Raw genomic sequence first — 17222 nt, 5'->3', positions numbered from 1 at the left:
CGACGAACGGTTCAGTCGTCGGGGTCCTCGTCGTCGTAGACCTCGCTCACGTCGAACCGGCAGATCAGCATCTGCGGGTCGGCGTGCTCGAAGGGCTCCGGCAGCCACTCCCCCGGCTCGGTCGGCTCCGCCGCCGCGACCCAGAGCGTCGAGTCCGCCTCCTCCAGGCCGAACTCCTCGCTGCGGGCGGCGATCTCGTCCGGCTCGTACTCGCCGAACAGCACACCGATCGCGGCGTTCACCCCGCTGGTGCCGCCCCCGCCGGGGGTCAGCGACTCGTCGAGCCGCTCGGCCTGGGCGCGCAGCCGCTTGGGGTCGGCGACGTGGTAGTCGCGGCGGATCAGCACGCTGATCGCCTCCGGCTGTTCGGGGCCGTGGTAGCCGCCCGGACCCTCGTCCCCGGGGATCTCGAAGGGGGTGACCTCGTCGTAGACCTCGTAGAGGATCTGGTCGTAGGCGATGGCCGCCGTCGCGAGCTGCTCGTAGGCGGCGGACACAGCGGGATCATCCGCTGCGCTGGGGCTTGACACCGCTTCCAGATGACGGTCGATGGCGGCCTTGACCGCCTCGGCGGCGGCGCGTACCTCGGCAATGGTTGGCTGCGCGGCATCAGACATGGTGCAGACGCTATCTCCCCGCGGTGTCGGTACGCACAGCGGTTGTCACCTACACCCGCGATTTCACCGCAACTTCCCCCCTGATGTCCGATCCGCGTGGTTCTGTCCCCGCGCATGCCCGGCGCGAAGGGCGTGCGGCCGGGCCGCGCGGGGCCGATCGGGTGCCGCTTCGCGCGCCGGGATCGGGGTATCCCGTCCGGAGGAACAACGGGACTGATGCACTGTCAGTCGGGCTGGCGTGCCCCGGCCGGTCCGGGGCGTCCCACCGGGTCGGACGGACGGCCGGGAGGACGTCCGGAAATACCCGGGCCGACTGTCCGAGGCAGGTCGTAGGCTTGCGCGCAGGTGATCCTCAGGAGGAGCGTTTTGACCCCACCGAAGCCGGTCCGGCAACCGGAGTACGAGTACCAGTCGCTGCGCATGCCGCGTGGCACCACGCGCAACGCGGCACGCCAACTGCTCACCGAGCACGCCGAGTACGGGCACTGGGAGCTCGACCGGCTGAGGCTGTTCCCCGACGGGAGCCGGACGGTCCGGCTGCGGCGGCGGATCATCCGGCAGGTCCGGAGCTGGTGACGGGCGAGCGCGCCTGAACCCACCCGCCGCCACGGGGATGGACGGGCGGGGCGCCTGGGTGGGGAAGGCCCAGGCGGGAGGCGGCCGGGTCGGGGAGCTCCGGATCGGCGAGCTCCGGGCCCGGGAACGCGCCCGTCGCGGTGGGGATCTCACGCCGGGCTTTCGAGCCGGGGCTTCACGTCATGTCAGGCCTTGATGCGGGTTCTCACACCGGACCTCCGCCCGCCCGCGGCCGCCCGTACCTCCAGGCGGCCGCGGGCGCGTCACGCTCCGGCCTCGTGCTCCGGCGGCGCCGCGGGGGTGTGGCGCCGCGGGATGTGGCCTACCGGCGGCTCAGCGGGCCCCGGCGCGGGCGCGGCGGTAGAGCACGCCGCCACCGAGCAGCAGGGCGAGACCGGCGGCGGCGAGCAGTTCGACGTCACCGGCGCCGGTGGAGGCCAGCTGGCTGCCGACGGCGCCGCTCGGCGAGGAGGCGACGACCGGGGCTGCGGCGCGGGCCGCGACCGGGGCGACCTGGCCGCTCGCGACCGGCGCGACGGCGGGGGCCAAGTGTGCGCCGGCCTCGGGGGTGGTGGACGGGCCGCCGTTGCGCGGGTTGCCCGGGACCTCCCCGCCGGCCTGCGGCGGGATGGACGGGCTGTGCTTCTCGGGGCAGTCGTCGACCGGCTTCGGGGCCGGGGCGGGCTGCGCGACGTTGGCGCAGTCGTTGCCGAAGGCCGGGTTCCCGACGCCGACCACGTCGACGGAGTTGCCGCAGGCGTTGACCGGGACGTGCACGGGGGCCTGGATGCTGTTGCCGGAGACCACGCCGGGCGAGTTGGCGGCGACGCCGGAGGCGGACGTGCCCGAGGCGGAGGAGCCCCGGCCGGAGCCGGTGTTGGCCCCGGGGCCGGTGTGGGAGCCGGAGCCGGTGTGGGAACCGGAGCCCGCGTGGGAGCCGCCCGGCTTGGCGGCCTCGGGGTGGCCGCTGACGTTCGCGCAGCGGTTGCCGTAGGACGGGTTCAGCACGCCGATCACGTCGACGGTGTTGCCGCAGGCGTTGATCGGCACCTCGACCGGCACCTGCACCGAGTTCCCGGAGGCGACGCCCGCCGATCCGGCGGCACCTCCCTGGGCCTCGGCACCCGCGTAGGCGTAGCCGGCGGTCGAGGCCAGGACACTGCCGGTGGCCACGACCGTGAGGATCCCCTTCTTGGCTACATTCCTCATCTTTTCCCCTGACGTATCGAGAACGACGTGACGACCTTGACGTAAATACCTTCCGAAAGTCGGAATTTCCGTATATCCGGATATCCGGCAAGGTCTTCGACTGCACAGGAGTTAACGAGAGAGCGGCGGAGAGGTTGAGCCGAACGAACCAACTTCACCCGATCGAGCGATTGCTCTCTTGTTTGCCCCTCCGCATCCAGCTCCCTGCACCCAGCTCCCCTCACTCCGCATGCAAGCGGCCCCCGGGCGGCGCGTCCGCCGCCCGGGGGCCGAATGAGTCGGCTCAACGAGCCTCAGCAGCTCGGAGCGTGACTCAGAAGTTGGCGCAGTGGTTGCCGAACGCCGGGTTCAGCACGCCGATCACGCTGATGGTGTTGCCGCACAGGTTGACCGGGACGTGCACCGGGATCTGCACCTGGTTGCCGGAGACGACACCCGGGGAGCCAGCGGCCACACCCTCGGCGCCGGCACCGCCGTGAGCGGACGCGACACCGGCGGCGGCGATCACCAGGCCACCGGTGGCGGCGGCAACAGCGGCGATCTTCTTGACCTTCATCATTCCTCCTGTATGGACAACGCAACCCGTTCGGCGGGTTGCACAGGGATGAACGAGGGTGTGGCAAACGGGGTACGGAACAGATTTGCCATTCACTCGCAACGGTGACGGTCCGCACACACGGTCGATCCGCATTTCCTTGCAGGATCGTTTCTGTTGATCTCCTTCGCTCTGTCCCAAATCATTAGCTCGGACAATGCGGACGGCCCGCCCCCGGCACTCCGGGAACGGGCCGTCCACCCAAGGTGCTCAGCAGGCGTCGAGGAACCGGTCCAGCACCCGGACGCCGAACTTCAGCCCGTCCACCGGCACCCGCTCGTCCACACCGTGGAACATCCCGGCGAAGTCCAGCTCCGGCGGCAGCTGCAGCGGCGCGAAGCCGAAGCAGCGGATCCCGAGGTCCTGGAACGACTTGGCGTCCGTCCCGCCCGACAGGCAGTACGGCACCGCGCGGGCGATCGGGTCCTCCGCCCGCAGCGCCGTCTGCATCGCCTCCACCAGCGCGCCGTCGAAGGTGGTCTCGATCGCCTTGTCCGAGTGCAGGCTCTCCCGCTTCACGCGCGGGCCCAGCACGCTGTCCAGCTCCGCCAGGAACTCCTCCTCGTAGCCGGGCAGGAAGCGCCCGTCCACGTGTGCGGTGGCCTGGCCGGGGATCACGTTCACCTTGTAGCCGGCGCCGAGCATGGTCGGCTGGGCGGTGTTGCGCAGCGTGGTGCCGATCATCTTGGCGATGCCGCCGAGCACCCGCAGGGTCTCGTCCATGTTCTCCGGGTCGAGCTCGACCCCGAGCGCGTCCGACAGCTCGTTCAGGAACGCCCGTACGGTCTTGGTGATCCGCAGCGGGAACTTGTGCCGGCCGAGCCGGGCGACCGCCTCGCACAGCTCGGTGATCGCGTTGTCGTCGTTCTCCATCGAGCCGTGCCCGGCGCGGCCCTCGACCGTCAGGCGCATCCAGTGCATGCCCTTCTCGGCCGTCTCCACCAGGTAAAGCCGCACCTGGTCGTTGACCGTGAAGGAGAAGCCGCCGACCTCGCCGATGCCCTCGGTCACGCCCTCGAACAGCTCCGGGTGCTTGTCCACCAGGAACCGCGCCCCGTACGTGCCGCCGGCCTCCTCGTCCGCGACGAACGCCAGCACCAGGTCGCGCGGGGGCTTGCGGCCGGTGCGCAGCCGGTCGCGGACCACCGCGAGGGTCATCGCGTCCATGTCCTTCATGTCGACCGCGCCGCGCCCCCACACGCAGCCGTCCGCGATCTCGCCCCCGAACGGGTCGTACGTCCAGTCCGCGGCGTTGGCCGGCACCACGTCGGTGTGGCCGTGGATCAGCAGGCCCGGGCGGGAACGGTCCTCGCCCTCGATCCGCACCACCGTCGAGGCCCGCCCCTTGGCCGACTCGAAGATCTGCGGCTCCACCCCGAACTCCGCGAGCTGCTCGGCGACGTACTCCGCCGCCTTGCGCTCCCCCGGGCCGGAGCCGTCCCCGTAGTTGCTGGTGTCGATCCGGATCAGATCGCGACAGATCCCGGCGACCTCCGACTCAGCCGTCGCCCTCGGCCCCGCCGACTCGCTCCGCTCGCTCACGGTCACTCCTCGTCTTTGGCCCGCACCGACGCACCAGCGCGCCACCCCCAGGACCTGCACCCGGGCCGTACGAGCACGTACGCCCATCCTCCCCCAGCCCCCGACCCGGATCCACCCCCTGCGCGCCCCCGAAACCCCCTGGTCACGCCCCCGCCACACACTCCCCCTTGCCCCCGCCACCACCTCCATTCCCCCGCCCCGAACCGTTTTGGGACCCCAAGCCGATCTTTGCTACAGTTACATCTGTCAGCGCGGCCGACGAGAGAACGAAAGCCGCTAAGACAACACCCGGTCCGGGTGGCGGAATGGCAGACGCGCTAGCTTGAGGTGCTAGTGCCCTTTATCGGGCGTGGGGGTTCAAGTCCCCCCTCGGACACCAGCAAGACCCCTGTTGATTCAGGGGTCTTTTGCTTTTCCCGGCCGTCGTGTGACCAACCGCGGGACCGGCGGCCCGGCGAGTGGTGTCGGGTGGTGGTGGAGGTCTCCGCCGGGGAGTCGTGGCTTCGGGCATGGTGGTCGGCCGACCTCGTGGGGCCGGTCGATCCGACGTGACGGCGGGTCGGCCGGCCCTTGGCGTGGGGTCGGGGCTATCGGGTGTGGAGGCGGTGGGCGGTGCGCCGGACCCACCAGAGGGCGACCGCGGTGACGGCCAGGGTCCAGGCGAGTTGTGCCGCGGCGTACGGGTGGCCCTGGGCTGCGGAGCGGGCGAGCGGGAACAGGAGGGTGCCGACCGCCAGCGGGCCGCGCAGGTACCAGAGCGCCACCTGGCCGGGGCCGGTGTTGCCCATAGGGGTGTTGACACCGATCGTCAGGTGCATGGGCACGACGCCCCGGTAGGAGCTGACCAGCGCGGCCGCGGTGAGTGCGGGTACGGAGGCGAGGAGCGGGAGGAGTCCTGCGGCGCCCCGGCCGCCGAGCGCGCACGCCAGTGCGCCGGCTCCGGTGAGCGCGAGGAGGAGGCCGCCGGGCACCGCCGAGTGCTGGAGGGCGAGCGACTTGAACGTCCAGGGCAGGTTGGTGGAGCGCCGCGGGTCGTCGCTCTCCAGCCGGGCCGGCTCGGTGAGTTGAGCGGCCGCCAGGTATTCGGCGACCAGGGACAGCACGACGACGATCTGCTGTGCGGTCGAGGTGAAGGAGGGGGCGGCCTCGGTCAGTCCGACGGCGAGCCCGCTCCAGACGGCGGCCCACCCCAGGCGGCGGGGGTTGCGCAGCAGGCAGGTGAGGTCGCGCCACGGGACCAGCAGCAGCCGGTGCCGCGGCACGGGGAGGCGGAGCCGGGGGGTGCTGCGCCGCTCCTTGAGCCGCGGTACTCCGGAGCGGGCCTGGCGGAGGTCGAGCATGAGGACGGACGTGCTGATCTGGGCGGCGACCGTCGCGCGCAGCCTGAGGGCGGCCTGCGGGATCGCGGGCAGTTCCCGCCAGGCGAGGACGAGGGCGACCACCGGGGTGCCGACCGACAGCACCGTGCCGACGGCGCCCGCCGTACCCACGAGGCCGAGCGCCCACAGGAGCGGTTGGGACGCCCACCCCCACGGGCCCGACCAGAGCAGGAGGTCCTGCAGCCAGCCCGTCCGCCCCTGCGTCCATGCCGTCCACACGCCGGCGGCGGCGACCGCGGCGAGGAGCCACCCCGCGGCGAAGACCCCGCGGCCGTAGCGGGACATCCACTGGTCGTTCCGCTCGACCAGGACGCCGACCGCGCTCGTGGTGAGCGCCACCGAGACGCCCGTCCAGGAGCCCGCGAGGGTCAGCAGGATCCACGACTGCGGGGCCAGGCCCTGCAGCAGGAAACCCGCGACCGCGCCGGCGACGCCGCTCACCACGGAGGCCAGCGCCACCGAGGAGCGCAGCCCCGGCGCGAGCAGGGCTCGCCGGTCGACGGCCGAGGGCAGCAGGAAGCCGGTCGTGGCCCGGTCCAGCAGAACCGGGCCGCGCCACATCGCTCCCCGGGCGGTGAGCAGCAGGGCGAGGACCAGCACCGCCGGGATCAGCGCCAGGAGCGTCGCGGACGCCTGTTCCCCGATCTGCACGGGTGGCCGGTCGGCCGCCCGGGTCGAACTCGTCCACTGGAGCAGGGCGGGGACGCCCCAGCAGCCGCCCACCAGGAGGACCGTGTAGGCGATGAACCACGCGCTCCTGCGCTTCTCCTGGCGCGTGCCACTCCGGGCTTCGCGCAGGAACAGCAGGGTGTCCGCGGTGCAGTCCCCCGACCTGTCGGGCACCCGCGCCCTCGTCCCGGTCGCGGGTGCCACGCTGTCGCTCAAACCGCTCATCCTTCCCCCCGCACCGCCCCGGACGGGCCCGAGTGCCCCGCACGCGAGCCGACTTCGACGATCTGGTCCGCGACCTCGTTCAGGGCCCGGTGGTGGGTGGCCATGAGGACGGCCGCTCCGCGGTCGCGGTGCTCCGCGATCAGGCGGGCGAGGGCGGTCCGGGCGTGGGAGTCGAGCCGCTGTTCCGGCTCGTCGAGGATGAGGAGGTCGTGCGGCCGGATGAAGGCGGCGGCGAGGAGCAGCGCCTGGGTCTGCCCGGAGGACAGGGCCGAGGGGAACTGTTCGGACTGCGCCGTGAGGCGGTGCGACTCCAGCGCCCCGTCGACCGCGGCATCGGCTCCGGCGCCCATGCCGTGCGACAGCGCCACGAGCCGCAGGTGCTCCCGCACGGTGAGGTCCGGATAGAACGCACCGGGATCCATCACCGACGCGACCCGCTTGCGCACGTCCAGGGAATCCTCGTGGATCTCCTCCCCGTCGAAGACGACCGACCCCGCGGAGGGTCTCTCCCGGCCGGCCGCCACGCGGAGCAGCGTGCTCTTGCCGGATCCGTTCTCCCCGACCAGGGAAACGCACTCACCACGGTGGATGCGGAGGGAGACCCGGTCGAGCACGGTGCTGTCACCGTACGCGTGTGTGACGTCGACGAGTTGCAGCAGCGGTGCGTCCGCCGCCTTGCCGGTTTTCTTTTTCAATCGACGAGCCGTCTTCTCTCGGATGATCGAAACGTTCATTTTCACACTTTTCTGAACATTGGGCCGATCATAGCAAGGCGCCCCAATCCTGCAAAGCCGACCCAAATACGCCCTCCGGACGGCCCGGCACGCATCCTCCGGTCGGCCCCGAGGCCGTCAAGTCAAATGGGGCGATTTGAGGCCATACGGACTGTTCGGCGGAATCCGCCGCCCGCCCGGATTCTCGATCAAGGCCTGACCTGCGATATCAATGATCGAATACAGGAGCATCCGGTGACTCCACAACAAAAGGGGCATTGCACAGAATTCGAAGAATGTCCACCTACAATGGAATTGGTCAATTTCTTCGAAATTATCCGCCGCCGATTCGCATTGTGCACACCATGAACACATCAAGGGTCTTCCCGTGGTTACCGGAACGACATATGGTCGAACGGCAGCGGCCGGCAGCGGACGTCGGTCCTCTGCGGGTTGGCCGCTGTCTCCACCATCAAAAGGAGAAAGAGTGAACGCCACCGAATCGCGTGTCGAGTTCGTGACCGATGCCGTCAACGCTTCGTTCGCGGAGGCGCAGGAGGGTTTCGTGAACGCACACAACGCTCCCGCGATGACCACCCCCACCATCGTCGCCATATGCGAGGTCGTCGTGACGGGCAGCACGATCTGCCTCGGCTGCTGAACCACTGACCCACCGGTGACACCACCCATGTGAGCAGACGGGCCGGAAAGGGGGACGAGCGGTTCCCCTTTCCGGCCCCGCTCGACTGGAGCACGAGGACGCGTGAATGCCATTCACCAAGATCGTCAACGAGCCTTCCCACCCCATATCGCGCGAGGACGCGCATTACTGGACGCTGGCCCCTGCCGCGGTGGGCGAGATCATCAGCGGCCTCGAAGCCTTGACCAGGACGGCCGCCTACGGACCCAACGGCCTTTTGCAGGGCCTGAGTTCGAAACGTGATCGCAGCGTGGTCCCGCAGGCCCTCCGCAAGGCGATCGACAGCCGCGGCGGTGCCGTCGCCATCAAGGCCATGGGCGTCGTCGGCGGAGCGCTGACCCTGACCGGCCGCAGGAGCCGGGCGCAGCAGATCACCGGAGCCGGCCTGATGCTGGCCTCCAGCGGCCTGAGCAAGTACCGCACCTCGTTCGGCAGGGACGGGGCGGACCACATGGCCGCCCTGATCTGCGGCTACCGCCTGCTCACCGCCCTGGTCCCCGAGGCCGAGAAGTCCGACGACCTCTTCCTGCGCGCGGTCAACGCCCAGACCTTCATCGCCTACGTGACCGCCGGCGCGGCGAAGGCGATCTCCAGCACCTGGCGGTCGGGCGAGGCGCTGGAACAGGTCCTGCAGACCCAGCAGTACGGGGACAGCGCGGTCGCCAAGTGGCTGAAGAAGAGCCCGCTGCTGTGCAGTTCGATGACGTGGTTCACCATCGTCTGGGAGACCGGGTTCCCGGTCGTCTACCTGCTGGCGCCGGCGGACGCCCGCAAGGCCCTGGCCGGCGTCAAGCTCTTCCACCTGGGCATCGCCGTGACGATGGGCCTGCCGCGGTTCTTCTGGGGATTCAGCTCGGCCCACGCGGCGGTCCTCTACGCCGTGGACCGCCTGCCCAGGAACGGGGGCCGGGGATGAGGTTCGAACGCCAGGTGGTCGCCACCTTCAGCGCCGCCGCCGCGGTCAGCGCCTACCTCTCGTACATCCGCCTGGAGGAGGAGTACACCCGGCGCAGCGGGCTCAAGGGGACCTCCCTGATCCAGGGCCCGGACGGCCTCGCGATCGAGTACGCGCTCGATGCCGGGGAGCTCGGTCCCACCGCCCCCGTCGCGGTCCTCGAAAGCGGCCTGGGCGCGCCGCTGGAGTCCTGGGACTGGGTGGCCGGGCTGCTCAGCCGGCGCTTCCGGGTCCTGCGCTACCACCGCAGCGGGTACTGGCGCTCGAAGAGCGGACTGCGGCCGGCCCAGTCGGTCGAGTTCCTCCTGCAACAGCTCGCGCCGGAGGGCGACGTCGTCCTGTGCGGCCACTCGATCGGCGCCCTCACCGCCATGAACGTCGCGGCGGAGTCCGCCTACGTGCGCGAGCGCGCCACCGTCCTGCACATCGTCGACGGGACGGACGCCGTACTCCTCGGTGAGGATCGCGGGTCGAAGCGGCGGGTGGCGCGCTACAACCAGGACACCGCGCGACGGCTGCTCGGCTCGGCCCTGGGCACCACCCGCTGGCTGACGAGCCCCACCGAGCGGGAACTCGAGTACCGCCCGGACATCCAACGGGCGTACCTGGCCTCGATCTCCAGCCCCCAGGTGCTGCTGGCGGCGCGCCAGGAGTACCTCCACGAGCCCCTCGCCGGCCAGGACTTCGTGGCCGCCGGCCCGCTGCGGCGCGTCGTCATCTCGGCCGCAAACAACACCGAGCAGCAGCGCAAGCTCAGCGAGCGGGTCGCCGCGGACTTCCACGTCGTCCCGGCGAGCAGCCACCGGTCCATCATCGCCAAGCCCGCCCTGGCGCAGCAGACGGCGGCGATCATCCTGGAGAACTCATGAGCGCGTGGCGCAGGACCGTCACGTCCCTGGTCAAGGCCGCCCTGGTGACGCACGTCGTGCTGACGGTCTTCGAGAACCTGCCCGACGACAAGCTGCCGATCAAGATGCGCCTGCCGTTCTTCCCCGACCTGCCGCAGTGGCGCTTCTTCGCTCCGAACCCCGGCATCGAGGACCTGTACGTCTTCTACCGCACGCGCGCGACGCCCGCGGACGGGTGGACCACGTGGGCCAACCTGGCCATGCGGAACGAGGCGAAGCCGCTCGCCGTGCTGTGGAACCCGGGGAGCCGGGTTCCGAAGGCGCTGTTCGACATGGCGTCGCAGGTGCGCACGCTCGCCTCGAACGGGGCCATGTTCGAGTGGATGCTGAACAGCGACGGGTACAACCTGATGGCCGGGGCCGTGCGGGACGCGTGCAGGAGGAGCAGCGAGTCGGGGGACTACCAGTTCATGATCGTGGCGTCCGTCCCGACCGAGGGTGCCGACGGGATCAAGCCCATCATGATCTCGCCCGAACTCGCCCTGTGAACCGGGGGAACACCGAGATGCCCGAATCCGAAAGCACCGGAAACTCCGGAAGCGCTGCGAACACCGGAAACGCCGCAAGCGCCGGAATTCAGGCGATCCCCGATCTGGGCGAGAAGCGGATCCTGTTCATCGTGACCGGATCCATCAATGCCGCGCTCACACCGTACTGGCTGCACTGGCTGCGCCAGTCGTTTCCCCGGATCACGAGCGATCTCCTGGTAACCAGGTCCGCACAGCGTTTCGTGACGCTGGACGCCCTGCGCCGACTGGTGGGCGGCGACGTGTGGACCGACGACTACGCCGACCCCTCCCTCCCGGAATCCGCGCACGTGGAGATCGGCGAACGCGTCGACGCCTTCGCCGTCTTCCCCGCGACGCTCGATTTCGCGATGCGGCTCGCCTCGGGAAACTGCGACACCCCCGCCACCATGGCGTTGCAGATCACCGAAAAGCCGATCGTGCTCGCCACCGCCTTTCCGGCCGGAAATGCCGTCGTCGAACACAACATGGAGCTCCTGCTGCGGCGCCCGAACGTCTCGGTCAGCCAGACCGTGGCGGCGTACAGCGTCGGGAAGCGAAAATGGGAGGGCGAGACCGGCTTCTACCTGCCGTCGGTCCTGAAGGAGCTGGAAGGAATGTTCGATGCAAAGGGCCGCCGGTAGCACCAGCTCCCGGTGACCGGCCGCCCCGCCCGTGGAATCCCGCGCGGCGGACCGACCATGAACGAGGCGGACCGACCATGAAGTGGAACAGGGACGTCGCGGTCGTGGGCAGCGGGCCGAACGGCCTGGCGGCGGCCGTCACCTTCGCCCGCGCCGGGCTGCACGTGGACGTCTACGAGAGCCAGGACGAGATCGGCGGCGGCCTGCGCACGCACGCCCTCTTCGACAGCGACGTACGGCACGACATCTGCTCCGCCGTCCATCCGATGGCCGCCGTGTCGCCGTTCTTCCGCCGGTTCGACCTGTCGGCCCGCGGCGTCGACCTGCTCCGGCCGGAAGCGTCCTACGCCCATCCGCTGGCGGACGGGCGGGCCGCCGTGGCGTACCAGGACCTCGACCGGACCTGCGACGCGCTGGGCCGCGACGGCGCCGGCTGGCGGCGGCTGATGGCACCGCTCATCGGCCGCAGCACCGAGATCGGGGAGCTCTTCCTCTCCGACTTCCGTTCCGTCCCCCCGTCCCTGCGGACTCCGGCGATGCTCGCGTGGCGGTCCCTGGTCCACGGGACGGCGCTCGCCACGCACCGGTTCGCGACCGACGAGGCGGCCGCCCTCCTCGCCGGGGTGGCCGCGCACGCCGTCGGCAGGCTCCCCAGCATCGTCGGCGGAGCCGTGTCGGTCTTCCTCGGCCACCTGGCGCACAGTTCGGGGTGGCCGGTGCCGCGCGGCGGGAGCTCGGAGATCGCGGCCGGCCTGGCCGAGGACATCCGGCGCCACGGCGGGCAGATCCACACCGGTGCGCGCATCACCGACCTGGCGCAGGTGCGCGGTTCGCGCGTCGTCATGTTCGACACCGGGCCGAAGGAGTTCTCGGCCGTGGCGGGCGACCGGCTGCCCGCCGCCTACCGGCGACGGCTCCGCAGGTTCCGGTACGGGCCCGCGGCGGCCAAGGTCGACTTCCTGGTGTCCGAGGCGATCCCGTGGCGGAACACCGAGGTGGCCAGGGCCGCCACCGTGCACCTCGGAGGGTCGCAGGCGCAGATCTACCGCCGGGAGTCCGGGGTCGCCCGCGGTGTCGACGCGGGCGACCCGTTCGTGCTGCTGGTGGATCCCGGCGTCGCCGATCCCGACCGGGTCCACGCCGGGAAGCGGCCCGTCTGGGCGTACGCGCACGTGCCCAACGGGTACGCGGCGGACCCCACCGGCTCCGTCACGGCACAGATCGAGAAGTACGCGCCCGGGTTCGCCGAGACGGTCGTCGCCGCCCGGAGCACCAACGGCGTCCAGTACGAGGCGTACAACCCGAACTACGTCGGCGGGGACATCGGGGCCGGGGCCCTGACCCTCGGCCAGCTGCTCATGCGCCCGACCCCCCGGTGGAACCCGTACGCGACCCCGCTGCCCGGCGTCTACCTGTGCTCCGCGTCCACACCGCCCGGTCCGGGCGTCCACGGCATGAGCGGCTACCTCGCCGCCGTCTCCGCGCTCCGCCGGGAGTTCGGCATCGCCGCGCCGCCCTCGCTCGGGCCCTGTCCGGCGTCTTTGCGACGTGAACCGTGACGGCGGCGTCATCAATCGGAGAGGCTCCTCGGTAAGGGTGGTGGCGGCGGGTCCGCCCCGTGGAACCCCTGACGTTTTTGGAGGAGACCGATGTCCGCACCTGTTCAGCACCACCGCTTCGCCGTCGACGAGGACGGCAACGACCTGGGGTACGCCCTGTCGCTGCCGGACGGGTACGACGAGGGCCCCGGGCCGTGGCCGCTGCTGCTGTTCCTGCACGGCGCCATGGAGCGCGGCGAGGATCTGGCGGCGCTCGCCGTGCACGGTCCGGTGCGGCAGATCGCCGCCGGGGCGAAGCTGCCGTTCGTGGTGGTGGCCCCGCAGTGCCCGGCGCACAGCTCGTGGGTCGCGGAGGTGAGCGCGCTGGCGGCCCTGGTCGAGGAGGTGGCGCGGACGTACCGGATCGACCCGGACCGGCGGTACGTCACCGGGCTGAGCATGGGCGGCACCGGCACGTGGGCGCTGGCCGCCCGGTATCCGCGCCGGTTCGCCGCCGCCGTGCCGATCTGCGGGTCCGGGCTGAGCGAGGCGGCGCCGCGCCTCGTCGACCTCCCGGTGTGGGCCTTCCACGGCGGGGAGGACGACGTCGTCCCGGTCGCCCACACCGAGCGGGTGGTCGAGGCGCTGCGGGAGGCGGGCGGTCCGGTGCGGTTCACCCGCTACCCGGGGGTCGGCCACGACTCCTGGACGCGGACGTACGACGACCCCGAGGTCTACGCCTGGTTGCTCGCCCAGTCCCGCCGGTCCCACAGCGCGGGCTGATCCGCCAGGGTCGGCCGGACAGGACCTACTGCTGGGGGCCGGTCGCCTGACGGGGCCCGGTCCTGGGGCGGGTGGGGTTCGGGACGGACGCGGGCAGGGCGTGTCCGGTGCGGTCGTCGGTGTGCCAGGACTGCGACTGGAAGGCCAGGAACACCGCCGCCCACCGGCTCTCCGCCGGCAGGTGGACGAGCAGCGCGCCGTCCTGGTAGACGCCGTCGTCCGTCCGGAACCGCCCGCTGTTGCCCTGGTTCATGTGCACGTCGTGCACGCCGTTGCCGGGCAGGAAGCCGAACACCTTGTCCGGGACGCCGGGTTCGGGCCCGAAGCGCTGCCCGAAGACGTACACCGCGGCCGCCGGGTCGGCGATCGCCCGTTGGACGTGCTGGTCGAGCGCGTCGGCGAGGTCGTTGTCCGGGCCCGGGAGGTCGGGCGGCAGGACGCGCATCGCCGCGGGGTCGAACAGGCGCCCGCGGACGAAGTCCAGGCCCGCCGTGCCCGGCCGGGACGGCACCGGGTTCCAGCCGCTGCCGGCCGGCGGGAGGAGGCCGGTGACGGGGTGCCGGAAGTCCTCGACCGCGAGGTAGCGCAGGTCGGCGGGGGCCTGCTGGGAGAGGACGTTGACCGCCGCGCGGTAGTCGGTGCCCCCGGCGTCGCGCAGGTGGATCTGGTAGTGCGGGGTGTCGGTGGCGCCCTCGCGGCGCCGGTCGACGGCGGTGGCGGCGAGCACGCCGTAGTCGCTGATCGGCATGGGTGTCGTTCCTCGGTTCCCTGGCTGCTGGTCCTGGTGCCCCGTCGGCCGGTCGGCCGGGGTGCCTCCGTTATCGCGCACCCCGCCGACCGGGGACCGTGGAATCCGCAGTTGTTCATCTGCCGTCCCCCGAAGGGATTTTCGCGCCGCAGAACGTTGACGTCGGGGCGCCGGCGCCTGGGGGCCGGGCGAGGGCTGGACGGGGACCGGACGAGGGCTGGACGGTCAGTCGGCCGGTGCCGGCCTGCCCCCGCCGGGCGGAGCGTGGACGCGTCTCGACCGCCCCCGGACCAGCTCGCCGGTGACGAAGGCCGTCACCGCGGTGACGATCAGCAGCGGCATCGCATCGGCGGCCTGACCACCCAGCAACGCCGCCGCCAGCACCGTGCTGGTGACCGGAAGCCGGGTGACGGCCGCGCCGGAGGCGGCCAGTCCGGCGGCCAGCGCGGGCGCGGTGCCGAGGCCGGGCAGCGGCGCGCAGGCCGCCCCGAGCGCGGCACCGATCAGGATCGCCGGGAAGATCGGGCCGCCGCGCAGGCTGCCCAGGGCGATCCCCCAGCCGACCGTCTTGCACAGCACCAGGGCGAGCAGCGCGCCGATCGGCCAGGCCGCCGGGTCGGCCGCCAGCGCGCCCAGGGTGGCCTGCCCGGAGAGCGCGGCCTCCTCCGGTGAGCGACCGGTGAGCAGGGCGTACGCCGCGAGGCAGGCTCCGACGGCGATCGCACACAGCACCGTCCGGACGGCGGTCCGACGAGCGGTCGGCACCGGCCGGGGGCCGTCCGGATCGCCCGTGGTGAAGGCCTTGACCCGCCGGCCGAGGGCCTGCCCGGCCACGCAGACCACGGCGATCACCACCGCCAGCGGGACGCCCCAGAGGAAGTCACCCGGGTCCGGGACGCCGCTCTCGGGCACCCGCGGCAGCGAGAGCGCGCCGATCGACAGCCCGGTCCAGTGGCCGAAGCCGGTGAAGACCAGCGCACCGACCCCGCTGGCCAGCAGGCAGGGCAGGACCAGAGCGATCAGCCGCGGGCCGCCCAGCCCGGCCGCCTCGATCATCATCACGCCCGCCACCAGCGGGCTGCCGAAGATGGTGGAGATCGCGGCCGCCGCCCCGGCCGTGCCCAACACCGGTACCAGTTCCGGGTGTTGGGACCGCCTGGCGGACCGGACGGAGAGCAGCGCGAGGCCGCCGCCGATCGCCATCAGCGGCGCCTCCGGGCCGAGCACCGCGCCGAGCGGCAGGCAGGCGAGCGCGGCCAGCACCACGCCGGGGACGGCGCCCGGCGGGGTGGGCGGGCCGCCCAGCCCGTCCACCGGCACGTGGCCGCCGTGCCCGGGCAGCCGGGTGACCACGGGGGCGAGCAGCAGGCCGGCCAGCAGCAGCGCGGGCAGCGGCCACCACCAGGGGGCGCGGTCGAAGCCGGCGGTGACCGGCAGGCTCTCCCAGACCCAGTGCTGGAGTTGGTGCTCCAGGCCGACGAAGCCGAAGGCGACCAGCGAGACCGGGGCGCCGATCAGGGCGGCGACCAGCAGCAGGCCGAGGTAGCCCTTGCCGAGCAGCACCTGGCGCAGGGTGGGGCCACCGTTCTCCTGCTGGGGCGTCCCCGGCATCGCCGCTCCTTCGCGCTCCCGGGGCGCGCGGCCCCCGTCCTGCGACCGAGTCTCGCCCGGGGCCGGGCGGCCCGCACGGCGTGCGGCCCGTCAGTCGGGCGCCGGACGAGCGGAGTTGCGCCGTTCGGGTGGGAGCGCCCTCCGCGGCGGGTCGGCGTCGGCAGGAGCGGTTCGGCGTCGGCGGACAGAGCCAGCGGCCGGCGGTCAGAGCCGGTGGGCGTCGCCGAGTGCGCTCTCGATGCCCTGGACCATCCGCCACAGCGGCGCCCGGCGGCTGGCGACCAGCACCACCACATCGTCCGCCCCGGACTCCCCGGACTCCCCGCCCGCGCCGTTCTCGCCGCCCGGGCGGTCGTTCCAGGTGCCGGTGACGAAGGCCATCGCCGCGTCGACCTCGGCCACCCAGTCGCTCTCGCCTCCCGAGCGCAGCCAGGTGCGCAGGGCGTGGTTGTGCGCGGCGACGACGGCGGCGGCGGTCACGTCGGCGCGCAGCGGGCCGTCCGGCCGGTCGGCGAACCGGCCGCGCAGGTAGGCCGCGAGCGTGTGCTCGTAGCGCCAGACCACGGAGAGCTCGTACGCCCGCAGGCCGGGGACCTTGCGGGTGAGGCGGTAGCGCTGGACGGAGAAGGAGGGCTGTTCGGCGTACATCCGCAGGACGAGCCGGGCCGCGTCGCAGGCGTGCTTGACCGGGTCCTCCTCGCCGGTGCCGGACTCCAGGAACTCCGTCATCTCGGCGAGGCTGCGCTCGTGGTCCGGGAAGACCACGTCCTCCTTGGCCGGGAAGTAGCGGAAGAAGGAGCGCCGGCCGACCCCGGCGAGCGAGACGATGTCGTCGATGGTGGTCTGCTCGAAGCCGCGTTCCAGGAAGAGCTCGAAGGCCGCGGCGACGAGCGCCTCGCGCATCGCCGGCTTGGTGGGCCCGTCGTTCATGGGCAGGTCCTGCTCTTCCTTCTCGCTCATTCCCGGAACATAGCATCGGCCCCGAACGGCCGGACCGGGTGCTCGGCCCGGCCGTCGGTGCACCTCGGAGGCGCTGTTACGGCAGGTTGCGGGCCATGACGATGCGCTGGACCTGGTTGGTCCCCTCGTAGATCTGGGTGATCTTCGCGTCCCGCATCATCCGCTCCACCGGGTAGTCCCGCGTGTACCCGTACCCACCCAGCAACTGCACCGCGTCCGTCGTGATCTCCATCGCCGCATCCGACGCGAAGCACTTCGCCGCCGCCCCGAAGAACGTCAGATCCCCGTCCCCACGCTGCGACTTCGCCGCCGCCGCATACGTCAGCTGCCGCGCCGCCTCCAGC

At 72.0% G+C, this 17222-nt stretch carries 18 protein-coding genes and 1 tRNA gene; 9 read left to right on the top strand and 10 right to left on the bottom strand.

Annotation, left to right across the window (positions count from 1 at the left end):
* Positions 1 to 11: 11 nt before the first annotated feature.
* A complete protein-coding gene (locus ACIOGZ_RS16810) occupies positions 12 to 617 on the bottom strand; it encodes a hypothetical protein (protein ID WP_063346931.1) in 606 nt (201 codons plus the stop codon).
* A 366-nt stretch (positions 618 to 983) separates the two neighbouring features.
* Between ACIOGZ_RS16810 and ACIOGZ_RS16805 the strand changes: the two genes are divergently transcribed.
* The gene (locus ACIOGZ_RS16805) at positions 984 to 1193 is read left to right on the top strand and encodes a DUF5703 family protein (RefSeq protein ID WP_280681853.1); all 210 of its coding nucleotides are present in this window, start codon (positions 984 to 986) and stop codon (positions 1191 to 1193) included.
* A 333-nt stretch (positions 1194 to 1526) separates the two neighbouring features.
* Here ACIOGZ_RS16805 and ACIOGZ_RS16800 read toward each other — a convergent pair whose 3' ends face one another.
* The 3 genes from ACIOGZ_RS16800 to ACIOGZ_RS16790 form a co-directional block, all read right to left on the bottom strand.
* Entirely contained in the window at positions 1527 to 2402 is an 876-nt protein-coding gene (locus ACIOGZ_RS16800; protein ID WP_400986309.1) for a chaplin, read from the bottom strand.
* A gap of 313 nt (positions 2403 to 2715) precedes the next feature.
* The gene (locus ACIOGZ_RS16795) at positions 2716 to 2958 is read right to left on the bottom strand and encodes a chaplin (RefSeq protein WP_400329642.1); all 243 of its coding nucleotides are present in this window, start codon (positions 2956 to 2958) and stop codon (positions 2716 to 2718) included.
* 249 nt (positions 2959 to 3207) lie between these two features.
* Positions 3208 to 4539, bottom strand: a complete 1332-nt coding sequence (locus tag ACIOGZ_RS16790; protein WP_063346934.1) for a M20/M25/M40 family metallo-hydrolase — start codon at positions 4537 to 4539, stop codon at positions 3208 to 3210.
* Between the two features lie 291 nt (positions 4540 to 4830).
* On the opposite strand from ACIOGZ_RS16790, the gene ACIOGZ_RS16785 reads away from it, so the two are divergent.
* A tRNA-Leu gene (locus tag ACIOGZ_RS16785) sits at positions 4831 to 4918 on the top strand.
* Positions 4919 to 5126: 208 nt separating this feature from the next.
* Here the strand turns inward: ACIOGZ_RS16785 and ACIOGZ_RS16780 are convergent.
* Positions 5127 to 6803, bottom strand: coding sequence for a DUF6297 family protein (locus tag ACIOGZ_RS16780; RefSeq protein WP_400986307.1), 1677 nt, complete (start codon positions 6801 to 6803; stop codon positions 5127 to 5129).
* 5 nt (positions 6804 to 6808) lie between these two features.
* A complete protein-coding gene (locus tag ACIOGZ_RS16775; protein WP_400986305.1) occupies positions 6809 to 7507 on the bottom strand; it encodes an ATP-binding cassette domain-containing protein in 699 nt (232 codons plus the stop codon).
* Positions 7508 to 8012: 505 nt separating this feature from the next.
* On the opposite strand from ACIOGZ_RS16775, the gene ACIOGZ_RS16770 reads away from it, so the two are divergent.
* The 7 genes from ACIOGZ_RS16770 (at position 8013) to ACIOGZ_RS16740 (ending at position 13559) form a co-directional block, all read left to right on the top strand.
* A complete protein-coding gene (locus ACIOGZ_RS16770; protein ID WP_350878031.1) occupies positions 8013 to 8186 on the top strand; it encodes a cypemycin family RiPP in 174 nt (57 codons plus the stop codon).
* Between the two features lie 106 nt (positions 8187 to 8292).
* Positions 8293 to 9141: a hypothetical protein gene (locus tag ACIOGZ_RS16765; RefSeq protein ID WP_400986303.1), complete on the top strand. Its 849-nt coding sequence runs from the start codon at positions 8293 to 8295 to the stop codon at positions 9139 to 9141.
* Entirely contained in the window at positions 9138 to 10049 is a 912-nt protein-coding gene (locus ACIOGZ_RS16760) for an alpha/beta hydrolase (protein ID WP_363583946.1), read from the top strand. The genes ACIOGZ_RS16765 and ACIOGZ_RS16760 overlap by 4 nt, the downstream gene beginning before the upstream one ends.
* Complete coding sequence (locus tag ACIOGZ_RS16755) at positions 10046 to 10576, top strand: hypothetical protein (RefSeq protein ID WP_400986301.1); 531 nt, start codon at positions 10046 to 10048, stop codon at positions 10574 to 10576. The genes ACIOGZ_RS16760 and ACIOGZ_RS16755 overlap by 4 nt, the downstream gene beginning before the upstream one ends.
* A 17-nt stretch (positions 10577 to 10593) precedes the next feature.
* Complete coding sequence (locus ACIOGZ_RS16750) at positions 10594 to 11238, top strand: flavoprotein (protein WP_400986299.1); 645 nt, start codon at positions 10594 to 10596, stop codon at positions 11236 to 11238.
* 77 nt (positions 11239 to 11315) lie between these two features.
* Positions 11316 to 12797, top strand: coding sequence for a phytoene desaturase family protein (locus ACIOGZ_RS16745; RefSeq protein ID WP_400986297.1), 1482 nt, complete (start codon positions 11316 to 11318; stop codon positions 12795 to 12797).
* Between the two features lie 90 nt (positions 12798 to 12887).
* A complete protein-coding gene (locus tag ACIOGZ_RS16740; protein WP_400329625.1) occupies positions 12888 to 13559 on the top strand; it encodes a prolyl oligopeptidase family serine peptidase in 672 nt (223 codons plus the stop codon).
* A 25-nt stretch (positions 13560 to 13584) separates the two neighbouring features.
* On the opposite strand, the gene ACIOGZ_RS16735 is transcribed toward ACIOGZ_RS16740, so the two are convergent.
* The 4 genes from ACIOGZ_RS16735 to ACIOGZ_RS16720 form a co-directional block, all read right to left on the bottom strand.
* Positions 13585 to 14307: a DUF2278 family protein gene (locus ACIOGZ_RS16735; protein WP_400986295.1), complete on the bottom strand. Its 723-nt coding sequence runs from the start codon at positions 14305 to 14307 to the stop codon at positions 13585 to 13587.
* Positions 14308 to 14532: 225 nt separating this feature from the next.
* On the bottom strand, positions 14533 to 15918 hold the full coding sequence (locus tag ACIOGZ_RS16730; protein ID WP_400986293.1) for a chloride channel protein: 1386 nt from the start codon (positions 15916 to 15918) through the stop codon (positions 14533 to 14535).
* 204 nt (positions 15919 to 16122) lie between these two features.
* Positions 16123 to 16821: a TetR family transcriptional regulator gene (locus ACIOGZ_RS16725; RefSeq protein ID WP_363583972.1), complete on the bottom strand. Its 699-nt coding sequence runs from the start codon at positions 16819 to 16821 to the stop codon at positions 16123 to 16125.
* A gap of 133 nt (positions 16822 to 16954) precedes the next feature.
* Positions 16955 to 17222 (bottom strand): acyl-CoA dehydrogenase family protein (locus ACIOGZ_RS16720; RefSeq protein ID WP_400986291.1); only part of this gene is annotated, 268 nt, incomplete at its 5' end.

This window comes from Kitasatospora sp. NPDC088160 (assembly GCF_044741445.1).
Taxonomy (GTDB): Bacteria; Actinomycetota; Actinomycetes; order Streptomycetales; family Streptomycetaceae; genus Kitasatospora.
Note: the sequence above shows the minus strand (reverse complement) of the source record. Positions and strands in the feature narration are given on the sequence as shown.